At 71.9% G+C, this 18732-nt stretch carries 19 protein-coding genes; 15 read left to right on the top strand and 4 right to left on the bottom strand.

The genetic code is table 11. From position 1 onward, the window contains the following. The first annotated feature begins 6 nt into the window (after window positions 1-6). The 11 genes from ACZ5PB_RS31665 to ACZ5PB_RS31715 all read left to right on the top strand — a co-directional run bounded on the left by ACZ5PB_RS31665 (window position 7) and on the right by ACZ5PB_RS31715 (window position 11174). Complete coding sequence (locus tag ACZ5PB_RS31665; RefSeq protein ID WP_468695909.1) at window positions 7-981, top strand: ABC transporter ATP-binding protein; 975 nt, start codon at window positions 7-9, stop codon at window positions 979-981. Next, window positions 974-2044: an ABC transporter ATP-binding protein gene (locus tag ACZ5PB_RS31670; RefSeq protein ID WP_468695910.1), complete on the top strand. Its 1071-nt coding sequence runs from the start codon at window positions 974-976 to the stop codon at window positions 2042-2044. The genes ACZ5PB_RS31665 and ACZ5PB_RS31670 overlap by 8 nt, the downstream gene beginning before the upstream one ends. A gap of 145 nt (window positions 2045-2189) precedes the next feature. Then, window positions 2190-3173 (top strand): hypothetical protein, encoded by a 984-nt coding sequence (locus ACZ5PB_RS31675; protein WP_468695912.1) that lies wholly within the window; start codon window positions 2190-2192, stop codon window positions 3171-3173. A gap of 223 nt (window positions 3174-3396) precedes the next feature. Continuing rightward, window positions 3397-3591: a hypothetical protein gene (locus ACZ5PB_RS31680; RefSeq protein WP_384346292.1), complete on the top strand. Its 195-nt coding sequence runs from the start codon at window positions 3397-3399 to the stop codon at window positions 3589-3591. 71 nt (window positions 3592-3662) lie between these two features. Next, the gene (gene mshB / locus ACZ5PB_RS31685) at window positions 3663-4565 is read left to right on the top strand and encodes an N-acetyl-1-D-myo-inositol-2-amino-2-deoxy-alpha-D-glucopyranoside deacetylase (protein ID WP_468695914.1); all 903 of its coding nucleotides are present in this window, start codon (window positions 3663-3665) and stop codon (window positions 4563-4565) included. After that, on the top strand, window positions 4562-4942 hold the full coding sequence (locus ACZ5PB_RS31690) for a DUF6113 family protein (protein ID WP_468695915.1): 381 nt from the start codon (window positions 4562-4564) through the stop codon (window positions 4940-4942). The genes mshB and ACZ5PB_RS31690 overlap by 4 nt, the downstream gene beginning before the upstream one ends. 207 nt (window positions 4943-5149) lie before the next feature. Beyond that, window positions 5150-7465, top strand: a complete 2316-nt coding sequence (locus ACZ5PB_RS31695) for a peptidoglycan binding domain-containing protein (protein ID WP_468695917.1) — start codon at window positions 5150-5152, stop codon at window positions 7463-7465. Window positions 7466-7616: 151 nt separating this feature from the next. Continuing rightward, window positions 7617-8537 carry an ABC transporter ATP-binding protein gene (locus ACZ5PB_RS31700; RefSeq protein WP_468695918.1) on the top strand — a complete coding sequence of 307 codons (921 nt, stop codon included), beginning with the start codon at window positions 7617-7619 and terminating at the stop codon, window positions 8535-8537. Continuing rightward, a complete protein-coding gene (locus ACZ5PB_RS31705) occupies window positions 8534-9271 on the top strand; it encodes an ABC transporter permease (protein WP_468695920.1) in 738 nt (245 codons plus the stop codon). The genes ACZ5PB_RS31700 and ACZ5PB_RS31705 overlap by 4 nt, the downstream gene beginning before the upstream one ends. A gap of 116 nt (window positions 9272-9387) precedes the next feature. After that, window positions 9388-10557 carry a sensor histidine kinase gene (locus tag ACZ5PB_RS31710; protein ID WP_468696166.1) on the top strand — a complete coding sequence of 390 codons (1170 nt, stop codon included), beginning with the start codon at window positions 9388-9390 and terminating at the stop codon, window positions 10555-10557. Further along, window positions 10554-11174, top strand: a complete 621-nt coding sequence (locus ACZ5PB_RS31715; protein ID WP_468695921.1) for a response regulator — start codon at window positions 10554-10556, stop codon at window positions 11172-11174. Before ACZ5PB_RS31710 ends, ACZ5PB_RS31715 begins: the two co-directional genes overlap by 4 nt. 30 nt (window positions 11175-11204) lie before the next feature. Here the strand turns inward: ACZ5PB_RS31715 and ACZ5PB_RS31720 are convergent, their stop codons facing one another. Further along, window positions 11205-12080, bottom strand: a complete 876-nt coding sequence (locus ACZ5PB_RS31720; protein WP_468695922.1) for a transglutaminase family protein — start codon at window positions 12078-12080, stop codon at window positions 11205-11207. Between the two features lie 18 nt (window positions 12081-12098). Beyond that, window positions 12099-13148, bottom strand: a complete 1050-nt coding sequence (locus ACZ5PB_RS31725) for a GNAT family N-acetyltransferase (protein WP_468695923.1) — start codon at window positions 13146-13148, stop codon at window positions 12099-12101. A 143-nt stretch (window positions 13149-13291) separates the two neighbouring features. Between ACZ5PB_RS31725 and fdxA the strand changes: the two genes are divergently transcribed. Next, window positions 13292-13612 carry a ferredoxin gene (gene fdxA / locus ACZ5PB_RS31730; protein ID WP_030573070.1) on the top strand — a complete coding sequence of 107 codons (321 nt, stop codon included), beginning with the start codon at window positions 13292-13294 and terminating at the stop codon, window positions 13610-13612. Window positions 13613-13739: 127 nt separating this feature from the next. Then, window positions 13740-14837: a succinyldiaminopimelate transaminase gene (gene dapC, locus ACZ5PB_RS31735; protein ID WP_468695925.1), complete on the top strand. Its 1098-nt coding sequence runs from the start codon at window positions 13740-13742 to the stop codon at window positions 14835-14837. A gap of 86 nt (window positions 14838-14923) precedes the next feature. Here the strand turns inward: dapC and ACZ5PB_RS31740 are convergent, their stop codons facing one another. Together ACZ5PB_RS31740 and ACZ5PB_RS31745 are read right to left on the bottom strand one after the other, a co-directional pair. Then, window positions 14924-15385, bottom strand: a complete 462-nt coding sequence (locus tag ACZ5PB_RS31740) for an ATP-binding protein (RefSeq protein WP_468695926.1) — start codon at window positions 15383-15385, stop codon at window positions 14924-14926. Window positions 15386-15790: 405 nt separating this feature from the next. Then, on the bottom strand, window positions 15791-16750 hold the full coding sequence (locus ACZ5PB_RS31745) for a VldE C-terminal domain-containing protein (RefSeq protein ID WP_468695927.1): 960 nt from the start codon (window positions 16748-16750) through the stop codon (window positions 15791-15793). Window positions 16751-16789: 39 nt separating this feature from the next. Between ACZ5PB_RS31745 and dapE the strand changes: the two genes are divergently transcribed. Both dapE and ACZ5PB_RS31755 read left to right on the top strand, forming a co-directional pair. Then, entirely contained in the window at window positions 16790-17905 is a 1116-nt protein-coding gene (gene dapE / locus ACZ5PB_RS31750) for a succinyl-diaminopimelate desuccinylase (protein ID WP_468695928.1), read from the top strand. Window positions 17906-17974: 69 nt separating this feature from the next. After that, on the top strand, window positions 17975-18727 hold the full coding sequence (locus tag ACZ5PB_RS31755; RefSeq protein WP_468695929.1) for an LOG family protein: 753 nt from the start codon (window positions 17975-17977) through the stop codon (window positions 18725-18727). Window positions 18728-18732: the final 5 nt, after the last annotated feature.

Below are 18732 nucleotides of genomic sequence, written 5' to 3' on the forward strand. Positions count from 1 at the left end.
GCTGCCATGCTGCTCGAAGTACGCGATCTGCACGTGGAGTTCAAGACCCGCGACGGCGTCTCAAGGGCCGTCAACGGGGTCAACTACAGCGTCGACGAGGGCGAGACGCTCGCCGTCCTCGGCGAGTCCGGATCCGGCAAGTCGGTCACCGCACAGGCCGTCATGGGCATCCTCGACATGCCGCCCGGACGCATCCCCAAGGGCGAGATCCTCTTCGAGGGCCAGGACGTACTGAAGCTCAAGGAGGACCAGCGCAGGAAGATCCGCGGCGCCGGAATGGCCATGATCTTCCAGGACGCGCTGTCCTCCCTGAACCCGGTCCTCTCGGTCGGCGAACAGCTCGGCGAGATGTTCACCGTGCACCGGGGGATGTCCAGGAAGGACGCGAAGGCCAAGGCCGTCGAGCTGATGGACCGGGTGCGCATCCCGGCCGCGAAGGAACGCGTCGGCCAGTACCCGCACCAGTTCTCCGGCGGCATGCGCCAGCGCATCATGATCGCGATGGCGCTCGCCCTGGAACCCAGGCTGATCATCGCCGACGAGCCGACCACCGCCCTCGACGTGACCGTCCAGGCACAGGTCATGGACCTGCTCGCCGAGCTCCAGCGCGAGCTCAACATGGGGCTCATCCTCATCACCCACGACCTCGGCGTGGTTGCCGACGTCGCGGACAAGATCGCGGTGATGTACGCGGGCCGGATCGTCGAGACCGCCCCGGTCCACGAGATCTACAAGAACCCCGCCCACCCCTACACCAAGGGCCTCCTCGAATCGATCCCGCGCCTGGACCAGAAGGGCCAGGAGCTGTACGCGATCAAGGGCCTGCCGCCCAACCTGATGCACATCCCGCCGGGCTGCGCCTTCAACCCGCGCTGCCCGCAGGCCAGGGACGTCTGCCGCACCGATGTGCCCCCGCTGTTCGACGTGGCCGAGGACCGCCAGAGCGCCTGCCACTTCTGGAAGGAGACGCTCGATGGCTGACACCGCTGACCTCATGGAGTCCGGGCCGGGGACGACGACCGGCGAAGCCATCCTGGAAGTACGGGACCTGGTCAAGCACTATCCCCTCACCCAGGGCATCATCCGCAAGAAGCAGGTCGGCGCGGTCAAGGCCGTCGACGGCGTCTCCTTCGACCTCTGCGCGGGCGAGACGCTCGGCATCGTCGGCGAGTCCGGCTGCGGCAAGTCGACCGTCGCCAAGATGCTCGTCCAGCTGGAACAGCCCACCGAGGGCGCCATCCGCTACAAGGGCGAGGACATCACCAAGCTCTCCGGCCGGGCCCTGAAAGCGGTCCGGCGCAACATCCAGATGGTGTTCCAGGACCCGTACACCTCGCTCAACCCCCGTATGACGGTCGGCGACATCATCGGGGAGCCGTACGAGATCCACCCCGAGGTCGCCCCCAAGGGGGACCGGCGGCGCAAGGTGCAGGACCTGCTGGACGTGGTCGGGCTCAACCCCGAGTACATCAACCGCTACCCGCACCAGTTCTCCGGCGGCCAGCGCCAGCGCATCGGGATCGCCCGCGGCCTCGCGCTCAACCCCGAGATCATCGTGGCCGACGAGCCGGTGTCGGCACTGGACGTGTCCGTACAGGCGCAGGTGATCAACCTGCTGGACAAGCTCCAGAAGGAGTTCTCGCTGAGCTACGTCTTCATCGCGCACGACCTCTCGATCGTCCGGCACATCTCCGACCGGGTCGGCGTGATGTACCTGGGGCGGATCGTCGAGATCGGCACCGACGAGGAGATCTACGAGCACCCGACGCACCCGTACACCCAGGCACTGCTGTCCGCGGTGCCCGTGCCGGATCCCCGGGCGCGGGAGCACCGGGACAGGATCATCCTGGCCGGGGACGTGCCCTCGCCCGCCAACCCGCCCTCCGGATGCCGGTTCCGCACCCGGTGCTGGAAGGCGCAGGAGCGGTGCGCGCAGGAGGTGCCGCTGCTGGCGGTGCCGGCGGTGTTCCAGGGCGTGGGGACGGCGGCGGAGCACGACTCGGCGTGCCACTTCGCGGAGGAACGCACGACGGTCGTGCCGTAGACCGCCGGCCGTTCGTTTTTGCTTCCGCGACCGTGCACACGCCCGCCTCTTGTTCAACTCCCTTACCAGGGTGGACCATTCACCCATGGGACCGACGGGGCAGCCTCAGTCACTCGCGCGCGGTGCACGGTTCACGGGGAGCGGGGTGACTCTCCTCCTCGCCCTCCTCACGGCCCTGTGGATCGGCCGCGACCTCCGCCTCGTGGAGGACCCCGACCGGCTGTGGTGGGCCTGGGCGGGCAGCGGCCCGGACCGCTTCCTCACCGCGACCACGCTCCACGACCTGATCCTGCTCGCGGTGTACGTCGTCGTCGCCCTCGCGGTGCTCCGCTCGCGGGTCGCCGCACCCGCCCTGGCGGTGACCGGACTGGTCACCCTCGCCGTCCGCGCGCCCGCCCTGTGGGTCGAAGGATTCGCGGAGGTGTATCCGCACGGACTGCGCATGCGGGCCATGGTCTCGACCTTCGTGGCGCTCGGACTGGCCGCCGCGCTGCTGATCGTGGTCGCCGCCGGACGCCGTCCCGTACGCACCCCCGGCACCGGACCCACTCGGCCGGGGCGGGGCGCGGGCATCACCGCGTTCCTGCTCCTGGGGGCCGCCGGGGTGATCACGGCGGCCTGGGAGGTGTACGCCTTCACCCGTACCCCCGGCGACTTCTCCCTGTACGCCGAGCGCTTCACCGGCGGCGGCGGAGCCCTCCCGCTGCTCGGCATGCCCGCGGGGTGGGCGGCCCTCGTCGTCACCGTCCTCGCGCTGACCGGTGCGGTCGGCGCGCTCGCGGGCGCGGTGCACTCGCGGCCGTGCGCCCTGGTGACGGCGGCGCTGGTGGGCGTGGGCGGGGCGGCCGGGGTGTCGGCCGCGGTCCGCACCGACCTGTTCGCGCACTTCGACGGCCTCGGCCTCGTCGAACAGCTGACCGTGGGCTGGTGGGTGCTGGCGGTGCTCGTCGGGGGAGTGGTGGCCCTGGTGATGGGCAGGCGGGGCGAGCCGGTCGGTGAGGGCCCCAGGCTGGCGCCCAATGTCTACGACGGCTACGGATACGGGCCCGTGAGCGGCGCGGGCGGCACGGGGGGCGCGGGCGGCGGCTTCGGTCCGCCCCCGCCGTCCTCGCGCCCCCCGGGCTGGTAGACGCCCCGCACCCACCGCGAGCGGGCCCAACTCCACCCCGCTCAGGGGCGATTTCCGGCCACGATCCCCAACTGCCCGCCCCTTGTGCGCCCCTCGTGCTGCCGTGCACCGATCAATGCGTGGAAGCGGATAGTTATGATCCGTAGCGCTAGGTGGGTATAGGCCTGCTGGCACCTGTTGTGCTGCCCGTGTTCCGACCGTAGTTAAGTGGAGGTGAACCGCCATGGCACTCTCGATCTCGGCGGTGGTGCTGCTGGCGATCATCGTCTTCCTGCTGGTCCGGAAATCCGGACTCAAAGCCGGACACGCGGTGGTCTGCATGCTGCTCGGCTTCTATCTCGCCAGCTCGTCCATCGCCCCCACCATCAAGGACGTCACCACGAACGTCGCGGGGGTCCTGGGCGGCTTCCACTTCTGACCTCCGCTTCTGACCTCCCCTGCCGGCCTTCCGCTTCCGACCGCGGGCCCGGCACCTCGTACGCTGTTCCCATGACCGAGCTCCCCACCCGTCGTCTGCTCCTGGTGCACGCGCACCCCGACGACGAGTCGATCAACAACGGCGCCACCATGGCCAAGTACGCGGCCGAGGGAGCGCAGGTCACCCTGGTGACCTGCACCCTGGGCGAGGAGGGCGAGATCATTCCGCCCGAGCTGGCCCACCTCGCCGCCGACCGGGACGACGCGCTCGGCCCGTACCGGGCCGTCGAGCTGGCCGACGCGATGAAGGAGCTGGGGGTCACCGACCACCGCTTCCTCGGCGGGCCCGGCCACTTCCGCGACTCCGGCATGATGGGCGCCCCGCAGAACCACCGCGAGGGCGCCTTCTGGCACGCCGAGGTCGACTCCGCGGCCCCCTACCTCGTCGAGGTGATCCGGGAGGTGCGGCCCCAGGTCCTGATCACGTACGACCCGGACGGCGGCTACGGCCACCCCGACCACATCCAGGCGCACCGCGTCGCCATGCGCGCGGCCGAACTCGCGGCCGAACCCACCTACCGGCCGGATTTCGGCGTTCCGTATGCGGTCGAGAAGGTGTACTGGAACCGGGTCGCCCGCCCCGTCGCCGAGGCCGCCTTCGCCCGGCTGCGCGAAGAGGACCCCGGCTTCCCCGGCATCGCGCCGATCGACGAGGTCCCCGGCGTGGTCGACGAGGAGCACCTCACCACCGAGATCGACGGTTCGGCGTACGGCGCCGCGAAGGCCGCCGCGATGCGCGCGCACGCCACGCAGATCACCGTCCACGAACCGTGGTTCCTGCTCTCCAACGCGCTCGCCCAGCCGCTCTTCACCACCGAGTACTACGAGCGGGTGCACCCGCCCCGTACGGAGGAAGAGGACGGGGCCGCCCGGGAGACCGACCTCTTCGCGCAGGTCACGGGGGCGCGGTCATGACCGTGGAGATCAACTGGAAGCGCGCTCCCCTCTATGTCGCGCTGTTCGTCGTGGGAGTCGTCACCGGGATCGCGGGCGCGCTCGTCTCCGGCGCCCTGGTCCCCCTCGGGCTGCTCCTCGCCCTGCTCGCCGCCGGCGGCCTCTTCTACGGAGGGACGTACGCGCTGGGCACCCGAACCGGGGCGCTGGCGCCCGGCATCGGCTGGACCGCCGCCGTGCTCCTGGGCACCACGGGCCGCACGGAGGGCGACAGCCTCATCGGCGGCGGTACCGTCGCGAGCGTCTTCCTCCTCGGCGGCATCGCACTGGCTGTGATCTGTGCCACCATGCCGCAGTTGCCGCAACCAGGCTCCTCCGCCGCCCGACTTGGGAAGTGACGTACCACTTCCTTCTGTGATTTCCGCCGGGATTCCGCCCGTGGATCCCGACCGCCGACCGCTTCGCCCCGGCCGTGCGGGCAGTGCCCGTTCCACGGCCGCGGGGGTGCGTGTCGGCGGCGGCCAGTATGGTGGTGCGCGCCGCCGAGCCGCCCGCAGCACATGGTCAAGAGAATCGGGCGGTGGAGCCAACCGGGAGAACCTGCCTTGAGTCGTGAAACTGACAGTTCGTCCTCCGGCGCGCAGGGGCGCGGTGGAACCGCGTACCCCTCCGGGTCGACCCCGTACGGGTCCAGCCCGTACCCCTCGCTGCACCCGGAAGGACCGGGCGGCCTCGACGCGGCCGCGCACGACGAGCCTTCGGACGTGCCCGAGTCGGACGAGCCCAGGACCGAGACGACGCTGACGACGCGGATCCGGATCAACATCCCCGGGTCGCGTCCCATCCCGCCGGTCGTCATGCGCAAGCCGATGGCGGACGCCGAAGCCGATGCTGACGGGTCGTCGGGCGGGGCGTCGAACGAGACCACCGGGGAGACGGCCTGGCCGCCCTCGGAGCCGCTGTCCGCCGCGCCGTCGTCCGCCGCTTCCGGGTCCTACGGTTCCGGCTCCGAGTCCGCCCCGGGTGCGGCCGACGCTCCGACGACCGCGTCCGGGCAGCCGCCGCTGCCGACGCGGGTACAGGGCGCGACCGTGCGGGACAAGGGTGCCGACGGGGCCGGTGGTGCGGGTTCCGCATCGGGTTCCGGTTCTGGCTCCGGATCCGGCTCGGGCTCCGGCGACGAGAAGCCGACCAGTGACTGGTTCGCACCCCGCAAGTCCCCCGTGACGCCGCAGCCTTCGCCCGCCACGCCCGCCGGTGCGCCGGATGCGGGCAGCCAGGGCGGCGGACAGCGCGACGGGCTGCCGTACTTCACGGACGGCAAGGGCGCCGGGGCCGGGGCCGGAGCCGGGGCCGGAGCTGCGGGTTCCGGCGGCCCCTCCGGGCCGACGACCGGTCCGGTCAGCGGGATCAGCGCGCTGGAGACCCGGACACCGCGTCCGGCCGCTCCGTCCGGTCCCGGCGCCGGTCCGGGCTCGGGCCCGAGTGCCGGACCTGCTTCCGGTTCTCCTTCCGGTCCGGGTTCCGCTTCGAGTCCGTGGCCGGACGCCAAGTCCCCCCGGGCGGGCGGGCAGCCGGGCCGGGGCTGGCAGGCTGCTCCGTCTCCGTCCGCGTCTCCGTCTCCGTACGGTACGAACCCCCCGATGAGCGGGACGAACGGCGACGGCGGCATCACCGACGACACCGCCGTCCTCACCCCGCAGACCGACCCGCGCGACGACCTGCCGCAGACCGGTGCGCCGGGCCCCGGCCCCATGGTGCCGCCCGGGTACGTCTCCGGCGACACCCTCACCAGCGGTGTTCCGGTGGTCCAGCCGGAGGGGCCGCGCGCCTCCTTCCCGAGCGGACCCAACCTCACTCCCCGGCTGCCCGACCCGCCGGGCGCCGCCGACCTCGGGCCCGGCGCCCCCGGCGGCCCCGTACGCAACGAGGCAGCTGCGCCGCCGCCCGCGCCGAAGCCCGCCGCGCCCGCCAAGAAGGGCCGCTCCAAGCTGGTCCTGCTGGTGGCCGGGGTGGTCGTCATCGCCGGTGGCGTCTACGGCGCGGGACTGCTGCTCAACCACTCCGACGTACCGAAGGGGACCACGGTCCTCGGCGTCGACATCGGCGGCGGCACCCGCGACGAGGCGGTCGTCAAGCTGGACGCGGCCCTCGGCAAGCGCGCCGGACTGCCGCTCCAGCTGACCGTCGACGGCCGCAAGACCGAACTCGCCCCAGGCAACGCGGGCCTCTCCCTGGACAGCCAGGAGACCGTGCGCGGCGCGGCGGGCAGCGACTACAACCCGGTCTCCGTGGTCGGCTCGCTGTTCGGCGGCGAGCGCGTCGCGGAGCCGGTGATCCCGGTCGACGAGGAGAAGCTCAGCGTCGCGCTGACCTCCCTCGCGGGTACGTCGGGCACCGCGTCCGAAGGGACCATCACCTTCACCCCGGGCAAGGCCACCGCCGTACCGGGCAAGCCGGGCAAGACACTTGACGTCAAGGCGTCGATGCAGAAGGTGCGCGACGCCTACCGCACCCAGGTGCAGAGCGGCAAGACGGTCCCCGTCGAACTGCCGGTCGTCGCCAAGGAACCGACGATCACGCAGGCCGAACTCGACCGCGTCATGAAGAAGTTCGCCGAGCCCGCCATGTCCGACCTCATCACGATCAAGGCCGGCGGCCAGAAGATCGACTTCGGCCCCGCGAAGTCGCTGCCGAAGATCCTTTCAGTGAAGCCCATCAACGGGAAGCTGATCGAGGTCTACGACCTGGCGGCCATGAAGGAGCTCTGCGGCAGCACCTTCGACAACGTCATGATCACCAAGGCGGACGGCAAGAAGCACCCCGTCGCCATGGAGGACATCCGCAACGCGATGCGGATCGCCCTGGTCGGCAAGACCCGGGCGGAGCGCACGCAGACGATCGACCTCGACCCCTCGTAACGGCCCCCGAAAGCCCCCGGAAGCCCCCGTTCCCCGAGAGGGAGCGGGGGCTTCGGCGTGCTCCGTCACCCCTGTGACCATGACATCTGTCATGGCGAAGACCGGACGGCCGACCCTGCCGCGCGAGCGCGCCGCTCGCGAAGCTGGAGGCATGAAAACGACAGCGGTCCACTTCGACGGGGTGAACAAGAGCTACGGCAAGGTACGGGCCGTCGCCGACCTCTCCCTCGATCTCCACCCCGGCGAGACCGTCGCCCTCCTCGGCCCCAACGGCGCCGGCAAGTCCAGCACCCTCGACCTGCTGCTCGGCCTCAAGCAGCCCGACTCCGGCACGGTCTCGCTCTTCGGCGGCCCGCCCCGGCAGGCCATCGAGACCGGCAAGGTCGGCGCGATGCTGCAGAGCGGCGGACTGATGGAGGAGGTCCGGGTGCGCGAACTGGTCGCCCTGGCCTGCGCGTTGCACCCCCGCCCGTACGCCGTCGCCGACGTGCTGGCCCGCGCGGGCGTCACTGCCATCGCCGACCGGATGGTCGACAAGCTCTCCGGCGGCCAGGAACAGCGCGTCCGCTTCGCACTCGCCACCGCGGGCGCCTCGGACCTGATCGTCCTCGACGAGCCCACCACCGGAATGGACGTCTCCGCCCGGCACGCCTTCTGGGCGACGATGAAGGAGGAGGCCGACCAGGGCCGCACGGTGCTGTTCGCCACCCACTACCTGGAAGAGGCCGACGCCGTCGCCGACCGGGTCCTGGTACTGCACAGGGGCCGCCTGCTCGCCGACGGGACCGCCGCCGAGATCAAGGCCAGGGCGGGCGCCCGCCGGGTCACCTTCGACCTGGCGGCCGGTCAGGACCACGGCCCGGTCGACGAAGCGGTCCTGCGCGACCTGCCCGCCCTGGCCCGCCTCGACGTCTCGGGACGCACCGTCCGCATCCAGTCCCACGACGCCGACGCCACCGTCCACGCCGTCTACGCCCGTGGCCTCTACCCCCAGAACCTCGAAGTCTCCGGCCTCGGCCTGGAGCAGGCATTCGTCGCGATCACCGAGGCCGAGGAGGCCGCAGCAGCATGAAGGCGCTCATCTCCCTGGAAATCCGCAGGTCCCTGCGGAACAAGAAGTTCCTGTTCTTCTCGGTGATCTACCCCTCCGCCCTCTTCCTGATGATCGCGGGCCCGCAGGGCAACGGAAAGGTCCCGCACACCGACCTGAGCATGGGAGCGTTCTACGTCGTCGCCATGGCCTCCTTCGGCGCGCTGACCACCGTCCTGATGGGCAACAGCGAGCGCATCGCCAAGGAGCGCGAGAAGGGCTGGACCCGCCAGCTGCGGCTCACCGCACTGCCCGGCCGGGGCTACGTCCTCGCGAAGATCGCGGGCGCGGGAGTCGTCACGCTGCCCTCCATCGTGGTGGTCTTCGTCGTCGGCTCCTTCACCAAGGACGTACACCTCCGGACCTGGCAGTGGCTCGCCCTCACCGCGGTGATCTGGCTCGGCAGCCTGTGCTTCGCGGCGCTGGGCGTGGCCCTCGGCTACCTGTTCACCGGCGACGCGGTCCGCCCGATCACCATGATCATCTACTTCGGCCTGTCGATCCTGGGCGGCCTGTGGATGCCCGCCACGATCTACCCGCAGTGGCTCCAGAACGTATCCGAGTGGCTGCCCACACACGCGTACGCCGGTCTGGGCCAGTCCGTGGTGCTGGGCAACGCTCCCGGCGCCCAGGACGTGGCGACCCTCGCCGGATACTTTGTGCTGTTCGCCGCGGGAGCGGCCTGGCTGTACCGGAAGGACACCCTGAAGGCGTGAAGAACACCCACCCGATCTCCGGCCCGGCCGGTGGCACCCCCACCGGGCCGGGCTCCGGCACGCTCCCGCGCGGCACCGACAGCGTCCCCTTCGACGCCGAGGGCGAGCAGGCCTTCGTGTCGATCGGCGTCCGCCCCACCAACCGCCGCCAGATCCTGAACAAGCTGCTCTTCGTCAGCATCTGGCTGGTCTTCATGAGCGCCCCGGTACGGGACCTGCTGGCCGGCCGCCACACCGCCCCCGCCCTGGTGGCGGGCACGTTGGGCCTGCTCGCCTTCATCGGCGTCTACCTCGTCCTGATCTTCCGCTACAACAGCAGCAGCCCGCTGGCCCGCCCCGCCACCGTGGCCGTGCTGTCCACGCTCGGCGTACTCGCCGCCGTCCTGTCGCTGACCCTGGGCCCGCCCTGGCTGGTGCTGTTCGTGTACGTCGCCGTGTCGGCGGGCGTCTCCCTGCCGTTCGCCCTCGCCCGCTGGACCGTGCCCGCCGCCACCGCGGTGATGTGCGCGCTCGGCCTGTACGAGGGCGTGACGGCGGACGCCCTCACCGGCAACGCCCTCGCGGCCCTCCTCGCCGGGTTCACCATGACCGGCGTACGCCACCTCATCCGCACCACCATCGAACTGCGCGAGGCCCGCGCCACCGTCGCCCAGCTCGCCGCCAACGAGGAACGCCTGCGCCTCGCCCGCGACCTGCACGACCTGCTCGGCCACTCCCTCTCCCTGGTCACCCTCAAGAGCGAACTGGCAGGCCGGATGCTGCCCGACCACCCGGAACAGGCCGCCCAGCAGGTCGCCGACATCGAGAAGGTCAGCCGACAGGCCCTGGTCGACGTACGGGAGGCGGTGTCCGGCTACCGCCGCGCCACCCTCGCGAGCGAAGTCGCCGGTGCCCGGACGGCGTTGCTGGCGGCGGGCGTGGCGGTGTCGGCACCGACCGAGCCGGCGGACCTCCTCACCGGCGTACCGCCCGAACGGGAGGAGGCGCTCGCCTGGGCGCTGCGGGAGGCGGTGACCAATGTCGTACGGCACAGTGGCGCGCGGAACTGCACGGTGCGGCTGCGGACGGCCCAGACCCTGGAAGGACCGTTCCTGGAACTCACCGTCGAGGACGACGGCAAGGGTGCCCCGGGCGGCAGCCGGCGCCCCGGCAACGGCCTGACGGGAATGGCCGAACGCCTCGCCGCCGTGGGCGGCACGCTCGCCACCTCCGCCGCCTCCGCCCCCTCCTCCGCTTCCCCCGGCCACACCCTGACGGCCAGGGTCCCTCTAGGATCCGCCTCATGACCAGCAGCAATACGATCCGGGTCCTGCTCGCCGAGGACCAGTCGATGGTCCGCGAGGCGCTGGCCGCACTGCTCGGCCTGGAACCGGACATCGAGGTGGTCGCCCAGGTGGCGCGGGGCGACGAGGTGCTGGCGGCGGCGCGGGAGGCGGCGGTGGACGTCGCGCTGCTGGACATCGAGATGCCGGGGATGACGGGCATCGAGGCGGCGGCGCAACTGACGGCGCGGCTGCCGGAGGTGAAGGTGGTGGTCCTCACGACCTTCGGCCGGCCCGGTTACCTCCGTGCGGCGATGGAGGCGGGCGCCGGGGCGTTCCTGGTCAAGGACGCCCCCGCGGCCCAGCTCGCCGCCGCCGTCCGCAAGGTGCTCGCGGGAGAGCGGGTCATCGACCCCACGCTCGCGGCGGCGGCCCTGGCCGGGGGCGCGAACCCCCTCACGGACCGCGAACGGGACGTCCTGCGCGCGGCGGAGGACGGCTCGACCAACGCGGAGATCGCCACCGCCCTCCGGCTCTCGCAGGGCACGGTCCGCAACTACCTCTCCACCGCCATCCAGAAACTCGCCACCCGCAACCGGGCGGAAGCGGTCCGCGCGGCCCGGGAAAAGGGCTGGCTGTAGCGGAGCCCTCGAAAGGGCCGCCCCTGCCCCTCAGTTGAGCCGCGCCCGCGCCCCCCTGGCCCTGCCCCGGATCGCCTCCGCCGCCCCCGGTTCCACCGCCTCCACCACGTCCGCGTACGCCTCCAGATCCTGGGCCCCGCCCAGGAAGTCCCCGCGCTGCACGAGCAACTGCGCCCGCTCGTAGCGCAGTCGGGCCGGGTGGGCGGGCAGCAGCAGGGAGAGTTCGACGGCCCACAGCTGGACGTCGGTCCGTTCGGGGCGGGCGGCGGCCCAGGCGCGGATGTTGTTGAGGACCCGGAGCACGATCTCCAGGGGGTCCGCGGCCCGCAGCATCGCCGGATCCAGCGGCTCGCCCGTCGCGCCCGCCACCAGAAGCTCGGTGTCCGCCCCGGTCAGCAGCCGGCCGCCGTCGAAGGGGTCGGCCAGTACGTGCTGGCCGGGGCCGCCGTCCGGCTTGCCGAAGCCCACCACGAAGTGGCCCGGCAGGGCCACCCCGTAGACGGGGGCCCCGGCCCGCCTGGCCACCTCCATCCACACCACGGACAGCAGGATCGGCAGCCCCCGGCGGCGCCGCAGCACCTCGGGGAGGAGCGAGGACTCCAGCCGGCGGTAGTCACCGGGGGTGCCCTCGAAACCGCAGCCCGCGCCCAGCAGTTCCCGCAGCGCCGTCGCCCACGACCTCGGTCCGGCCGGGCGGAACGGCAACAGCCCGGCCAGCCGGTCGAGTTCGATCTGCGCCTCGTCGACCCCCGACTGCCCCAGCCCGGGGTCGGCCACCGCACCGATCAGCAGGCACAGCGTCGCGAGGTCGGGCTGCCCGGCCCGCGCCTCCTCGGCGAACCGGCCACGCCAGTCCGGAAGTTCCGCATCCAGTTCCGCATCCATCGGAATGTCGTCGTCGGCCATGTCCGCCTCGTACCCGCTCTACGCGGATCGGTAGTGGTGGTAGCGGTGATGGGTCGTGAAACCCATCCCGTCGTAGAGCGCATGCGCCCCGTGGTTGTCCGACTCCACCTGGAGCCACGCGGCCGAGGCGCCCTCGTCGAGCGCCCGGCGCGCCAGTACGGCCATGACGGCCTTCGCCAGCCCCTGCCGCCGGTGCTCCGGATCGACCTCCACGGCGGAGAACCCGGCCCATCGCCCGTCCACCACACACCGCCCGATGGCGAGCGGCGCCGCACCGCCCCGCGCCACCGTCGCGAACCACACGGAGGGCCCACTGCCCAGCACCTGCCCGACGTGCGCCCCCGGCTCCGAGAACCGCTGGTACCGCGACATCCACGCGTCGTCCGGCACCCGGGAGAGGACCACCTCCACGGCACCGGCGTCCAGGTCCCCGACCGGAGCCAGCGCACCGGTCCGTACCTCCGCCGAGACCTCAAGGACCCAGCCGCGCGAGTCCAGTTCGGCCCCCAGCACCTCCTGCGTCCCCGCCGCCCCGGTGGCCACCTGGACGTACGCCGGAAGACCCCGCTCCGCGTACCACTTCCGTACGTACGCCAGCGCCTCGTCCAGCGGCCGCCCCGGATCCCCCAGCGGCAGCACCGAATTGGCCCGCCGGGTGAAGCCCACCCGTCTCCCGGCCACCGCCCCTCCCGGACGCGCTTCGCGCGGCACCTCCTGGACTGCCGCCCGCAGCGTCCACTCACCGAGCCGCTCGCTCTCGACCGGCTGCCAGGCGCGCGCCTGCACGCCCGCCAGCTCCGCGAAATCCGCCGCCGGGCCGCGCCGTCTCGCCGGTGCCGCGGGCACCACCTTCCCCGCGACCAGCGACCTTTCGTCGACCCGCACCGTCTCGCCACTCCTTCGTGTGATCGAGAGCACACCGGCGGTCCACGAAGTGAGAACGCCGACCACGTCCGTGAACCGCGAACCCGCAGCAGAGTCCCCGGTCAAGCGCCGGACTGATACCCGTTTGCCCACGTCCTCCGGCGTCACGCGTACCTCAAGTTGTCCGCCGGCAGTGAATTCCACAGCTCTCTCCACCCCTCCTGTTCGGATCGTGTCCGGGAACGGAGATACTAGGTGCGGGCATCGCACGACGCCGCGCTCCCGCGCGCCCGTGGACGGAGCCGGAGAGCTCGGCCCGCCGCGCCCTATCGAGGAGGAACGACAGCGTGACCTACGTCATCGCGCAGCCTTGTGTCGACGTCAAGGACAAGGCGTGCATCGAGGAGTGCCCGGTCGACTGCATCTACGAGGGCTCCCGGTCCTTGTACATCCACCCGGACGAATGCGTCGACTGTGGTGCCTGTGAGCCGGTCTGCCCGGTCGAGGCCATCTTCTACGAGGACGACACCCCCGAGGAGTGGAAGGACTACTACAAGGCGAACGTCGAGTTCTTCGACGAGCTCGGTTCGCCCGGTGGTGCCTCCAAGCTGGGCCTGATCGAGCGCGACCACGCCTTCATCGCCGCGCTGCCGCCGCAGAACCAGTAGGCGTCCGCGCGCTCCAGAGCGTCGCCCCGGTCCCGTACGGCCTTCTGTGCCGTACGGGACCGAGGCGTTTGTCGGCACCGAAGGGTGCCGCCCGATCCGTCCTCGTACGTACGAGAAAGTGAAAGCCGTGTCCTCAGTCACCGACCGCCTTCCCACCTTCCCCTGGGACAAGCTGGAGCCCTACAAGAAGACGGCCGCGGCCCACCCCGACGGCATCGTCGACCTGTCCGTCGGCACCCCCGTGGACCCGGTCCCCGAGCTGATCCAGAAGGCCCTCGTCGCGGCGGCGGACTCGCCGGGCTATCCGACGGTCTGGGGCACGGTCGAACTGCGTGACGCGCTGGTGGGCTGGGTGCGCGGGCGGCTCGGCGCGAAGGAGGCGGAGCACGTCAACGTGCTGCCGGTGGTCGGCTCCAAGGAGCTGGTGGCCTGGCTGCCGACCCAGCTCGGGCTCGGCGAGGGCGACCAGGTCGCCTTCCCCCGGCTCGCCTACCCGACGTACGACGTGGGCGCCCGCCTGGCCCGCGCCGAGTCGGTGGTCTACGACGACCCGATCGCCGACCTGGACCCCGCCCGCCTCAAGCTGCTCTGGCTCAACTCGCCCTCCAACCCGACCGGCAAGGTCATCGGCAAGGACGAGCTGACCCGGATCGTGGCCTGGGCGCGCGAGCACGGCGTGCTGCTGGTCGCCGACGAGTGCTACCTGGAGCTGGGCTGGGAGGCCGACCCGGTCTCCGTGCTGCACGAGGACGTCTGCGGCGGCTCGTTCGACGGGATCATCGCGGTCCACTCGCTCTCCAAGCGCTCCAACCTGGCGGGCTACCGGGCGGCGTTCATCGCCGGTGACGCGGCCGTGCTCGGCGATCTGCTCCAGTTGCGCAAGCACGGCGGCATGATGACCGCGGCCCCGGTGCAGGCGGCCACCGCCGTCGCGCTCGGCGACGACACGCACGTGGCCGAGCAGCGCGCCAGGTACGCGGCCCGCCGCACCGCCCTGCGCACCGCGCTCGAAGCCCACGGCTTCCGCATCGAGCACAGCGAGGCCAGCCTCTACCTGTGGGTCACCCGGGGCGAGAACTGCTGGCAGACCGTCGCGCACCTGGCCGGCCTGGGCATCCTGGTCGCGCCCGGCGACTTCTACGGGGAGGCCGGCGAGCAGTTCGTACGGGTAGCCCTGACGGCCACCGACGAGCGGGTCGCCGCGGCGGTCGCACGGCTGGCCTGACCTCGGCGAAGTGCCCTGCGCACGCGAAGGGGCCCCGGGAGTTCGCGCTCCCGGGGCCCCTCCGCGCTGTGTGCGGGTCGTACGGACTAGCCGAGCGGCAGGCCCTTGACCGGCAGGGTGTCGGCGCCGGGCAGGCCACCGGTGGGCAGACCGCCCGTGGGCAGACCACCGGTGGGCAGGCCGCCCTCGGTCGCGGTCTTGGCGGTCTCGCCGAGCACGTCGCCGGTGCTGCCCGCGACGTCACCGGCGGCCTTCTGGGCGGCGGGGGTGGCGGTCTTGCCGGCCTTGCCGACGGTCTTGCCGGCGGCCGGGACGGCCTTCTTCACGGCCGCGCTGCCGGTGTCGCCCGCCACGTTCGAGGCCTTCTGCGACGCACCGTCGACGGTGTCGCCGAGACCGGCGCCGTCCAGCGCGGTCAGGCCGCCGAGGTTCGGGGCGGCGGGGAGGTCGACCGCGCTGGCGGAGCCGGCGGCACCGACCACGGACACGGCGCCTGCGGCGCCGAGCAGGGCGGCGCGGGCGATCCGACGAGCCAGGGGGAGAGACATGGTGCTCCTTAGCGGGAGAAGACGTGGTGGCGTCCGGTGCGGACGTTGTCTGTCCGGCGATCGGACGCCATGACAACCGCTGGGAGGGCGGGGGAGGTTGCGGTGCGGGAAGGTAAAGAGTTTGCAAGGCGGGGCCTCGTCCACCATGGATATAAACGGGCAAACGAGTCGCGCCGGAGGGCGGCGCGACGGGGGTTCTTCCCTTGATTCCCAAGGGAATCGGGTGACCGGTGCACGGCTGGCCCGTGGTGGCACCGGCCGGGCGGTTCCGGGGCGGCCGACTGCCCCCTTCGAGTGAAGGGGCGGACGGGTGATCGCTCGGTGATCGACCGGTGACCCGCGAGTGATCTGCCCGTTATCGGCCAGTTGTCCGGTGGGAGAGGCGCAGGTGGGACGGGCCGGGCGTCAGCCGGCGGTGCTGATCCGGACCTCGCCGGCACCCGCCGGGCTCTTGCCCGCCGCGCCGGGCAGCCGCTGCCAGCCCTGCTTCGCCCGCTGGGAGTTCCACTCGCGGCCCGCGTACGTGATGCGGGTGATGCTGAGCTCGGCGGAGTGGGCCATCGCCCAGTGCGCCAGCTCCCAGCCGCGCGGCTCGCCGGGGCCGTACGCGCCGTCGGTGCTGCGTACCCCGGTCACCGGTACGACGACGACCCGGGCGCTCGCGGGGGAGCCCGCGGTGCCGGACGGCTGCGCGGGGACGACGCCCGCGCCGAACGCCGCGGTCAGTTCCTTCCGTACCTTCGCCGGATCGCCGGGTTCGCCGTCCGTACCGCCGTTGCGGGCGTCACACGAAAGAGACGCGGGCGTACGGCCGGTCAACGCCGAGGCCAGCAGTGCCGCGTCCGGCTCGTGCTTCGCGTACGCCTGCGGGAAACCGCTCTTCTGCACCCGCTGCGCGGCCACCGTCAGCGGCAGCCGCGAGTAGCCGGGCACCTCGGTGAGGTGCTGGTAGAAGCGGGAAGCCGAGTACGCGGGGTCGAGGATCTGCTCGCCGGTGCCCCAGCCCTGCGAGGGCCGCTGTTGGAAGAGGCCGAGCGAATCGCGGTCGCCGTGCCGGATGTTGCGCAGCGCCGACTCCTGGAGGGCGGTCGCCAGGGCGATGGTCACCGCGCGCTCCGGCATGCCCCGCTGGGTACCGACGTGGGAGATCACCGCGGCGTTGACGGCCTGCTCGGCGGTCAGCTCGTACCGGGCGCCACTGGCCCGCGTACCGTCGCCGCCGAGCACCACACAGCGGGTGTCGGCGGGTTTGCCGCCCAGGTACTGCGCCGCCACGTATCCGGCCAGCGCCAGCAGGACGACGACACCCGCGGCAAGACGGAGGGGGCGGCCACGGAGCGGGGAGTGAGGGGGGAGCTGAGGCACAGGGCCAAGGTACTGGAGGGTGGGAATAGGGTCGGACGCATGCCCGACACCACTGATGACCTCGCTGCCGACCTCACACCCGGCCGCACCCTCGACCTCGGCCTCAACGCCGCCGAGCTCACCGCACAGCTCGTCGACTTCCCGTCCGTGAGCGGCACCGAGAAGCCCCTCGCCGACGCCGTCGAGCAGGCGCTGCGCACGCTCCCGCACCTGACCGTCGACCGCCACGGGAACAACGTCGTCGCCCGTACGCACCTGGGTCTGCCCGAGCGGGTGATCCTCGCCGGACACATCGACACCGTCCCGATCGCCGACAACGTCCCCTCGCGGCTGGACGACGACGGCGTGCTGTGGGGCTGCGGCACCAGCGACATGAAGTCGGGCGTCGCGCTCCAGCTCCGGATGGCCGCCACCGTCACCGCACCCAACCGCGACCTCACCTTCGTCTTCTACGACAACGAAGAGGTCGCCGCCCACCTCAACGGCCTCGGCCACGTCGCCGAGGCCCACCCCGACTGGCTCGCGGGCGACTTCGCGGTGCTCCTCGAACCCTCCTACGGCGAGGTCGAGGGCGGCTGCCAGGGCACCCTGCGCGTCCACCTCCGTACCACCGGCGAACGCGCCCACACCGCGCGCAGCTGGATGGGCTCCAACGCGGCGCACAAGGCGGGCCCGATCCTGGCCAGGCTCGCCGCGTACGAGCCGCGCCGCCCCGTCATCGACGGCCTGGAGTACCACGAGGGCCTCAACGCGGTCCGCATCGAGGCGGGCGTCGCCAACAACGTCATCCCCGACGCCTGCACGGTCACCGTCAACTACCGCTACGCGCCCGACATTTCGGGGGACGAGGCGATCGCCCACGTCCGCGAGGTGTTCGCCGACTGCGACATCGCCGAGTTCGTCATCGACGACCACTCGCCCGCCGCCATGCCCGGCCTCTCCCACCCCTCCGCCGCCGCCTTCATGAAGGCCGTCGGCGGTACGGCGAAGCCCAAGTTCGGCTGGACGGACGTGGCCCGCTTCAGCGCCGTCGGCGTACCGGCGGTGAACTACGGCCCCGGCGACCCGCTGCTCGCCCACAAGCGCGACGAGCGCGTCGAGGTGGCCAGGATCCATCACGCCGAGGAACGACTCCACGCCTGGCTGTCGGCCTGAATTTCATCATTCGTCACATCAGGGGACCTAATCTGACCGGACAACGCACGGCAGCGGAGGGAGTACGGCATGACGCATCCTGAAGAGGGACGGACGCCCGAGGAGCAGAGGCTCGGTCCGGTCGTGCGCCGCCGGGACCAGATCCAGCCCGGCACCACCGACCAGCGCCTGCTGGACACCGAGGGCAGCGACACCGAGTGGGTGCACACCGACCCGTGGCGGGTCATGCGCATCCAGTCCGAATTCGTGGAGGGCTTCGGCGCACTGGCCGAACTCCCCAGCGCGATCAGCGTGTTCGGCTCGGCCAGGACCCCGGCGGGCACCCCCGAGTACGAGTCGGGCGTACGGATCGGCCGCGCGCTCGTCGAGGCGGGCTTCGCGGTGATCACGGGCGGCGGCCCCGGCGCGATGGAGGCCGCCAACAAGGGCGCCAGGGAGGCCAACGGAGTCTCCGTCGGCCTCGGCATCGAGCTCCCCTTCGAGCAGGGGCTCAACCCGCACGTCGACATCGGGGTGAACTTCCGCTACTTCTTCGTCAGAAAGACAATGTTCGTCAAGTACGCCCAGGGGTTCGTGGTCCTCCCCGGCGGCCTCGGCACCCTCGACGAGCTCTTCGAAGCACTGACCCTGGTGCAGACCCGCAAGGTCACCCGCTTCCCGATCGTCCTGTTCGGCACGGAGTACTGGGGCGGCCTGGTCGACTGGCTGCGGGACACGGTCATCGCCCAGGGCAAGGCGTCGGAGAGGGACCTGCTGCTCTTCCACGTCACGGACGACGTGGACGAGGCGGTCGCCCTGGTCAGCAAGGAGACCTCCAAGTAGCGGCG

The organism is Streptomyces sp. NPDC032721 (genome assembly GCF_055579625.1).

Excerpts from the sequence above, each read along its gene's own strand:
- ACZ5PB_RS31705 (WP_468695920.1), top strand. The coding sequence starts at position 8,534 with ATGAAGGCGCTCATCTCCCTGGAAATCCGCAGGTCCCTGCGGAACAAG.
- ACZ5PB_RS31665 (WP_468695909.1), top strand. The coding sequence starts at position 7 with ATGCTGCTCGAAGTACGCGATCTGCACGTGGAGTTCAAGACCCGCGAC.
- ACZ5PB_RS31700 (WP_468695918.1), top strand. The coding sequence starts at position 7,617 with ATGAAAACGACAGCGGTCCACTTCGACGGGGTGAACAAGAGCTACGGC.
- ACZ5PB_RS31715 (WP_468695921.1), top strand. The coding sequence starts at position 10,554 with ATGACCAGCAGCAATACGATCCGGGTCCTGCTCGCCGAGGACCAGTCG.
- mshB (WP_468695914.1), top strand. The coding sequence starts at position 3,663 with ATGACCGAGCTCCCCACCCGTCGTCTGCTCCTGGTGCACGCGCACCCC.
- ACZ5PB_RS31720 (WP_468695922.1), bottom strand. The coding sequence starts at position 12,080 with ATGGCCGACGACGACATTCCGATGGATGCGGAACTGGATGCGGAACTT.
- ACZ5PB_RS31690 (WP_468695915.1), top strand. The coding sequence starts at position 4,562 with ATGACCGTGGAGATCAACTGGAAGCGCGCTCCCCTCTATGTCGCGCTG.
- ACZ5PB_RS31680 (WP_384346292.1), top strand. The coding sequence starts at position 3,397 with ATGGCACTCTCGATCTCGGCGGTGGTGCTGCTGGCGATCATCGTCTTC.
- ACZ5PB_RS31670 (WP_468695910.1), top strand. The coding sequence starts at position 974 with ATGGCTGACACCGCTGACCTCATGGAGTCCGGGCCGGGGACGACGACC.
- ACZ5PB_RS31755 (WP_468695929.1), top strand. The coding sequence starts at position 17,975 with ATGACGCATCCTGAAGAGGGACGGACGCCCGAGGAGCAGAGGCTCGGT.
- ACZ5PB_RS31740 (WP_468695926.1), bottom strand. The coding sequence starts at position 15,385 with ATGTCTCTCCCCCTGGCTCGTCGGATCGCCCGCGCCGCCCTGCTCGGC.
- dapE (WP_468695928.1), top strand. The coding sequence starts at position 16,790 with ATGCCCGACACCACTGATGACCTCGCTGCCGACCTCACACCCGGCCGC.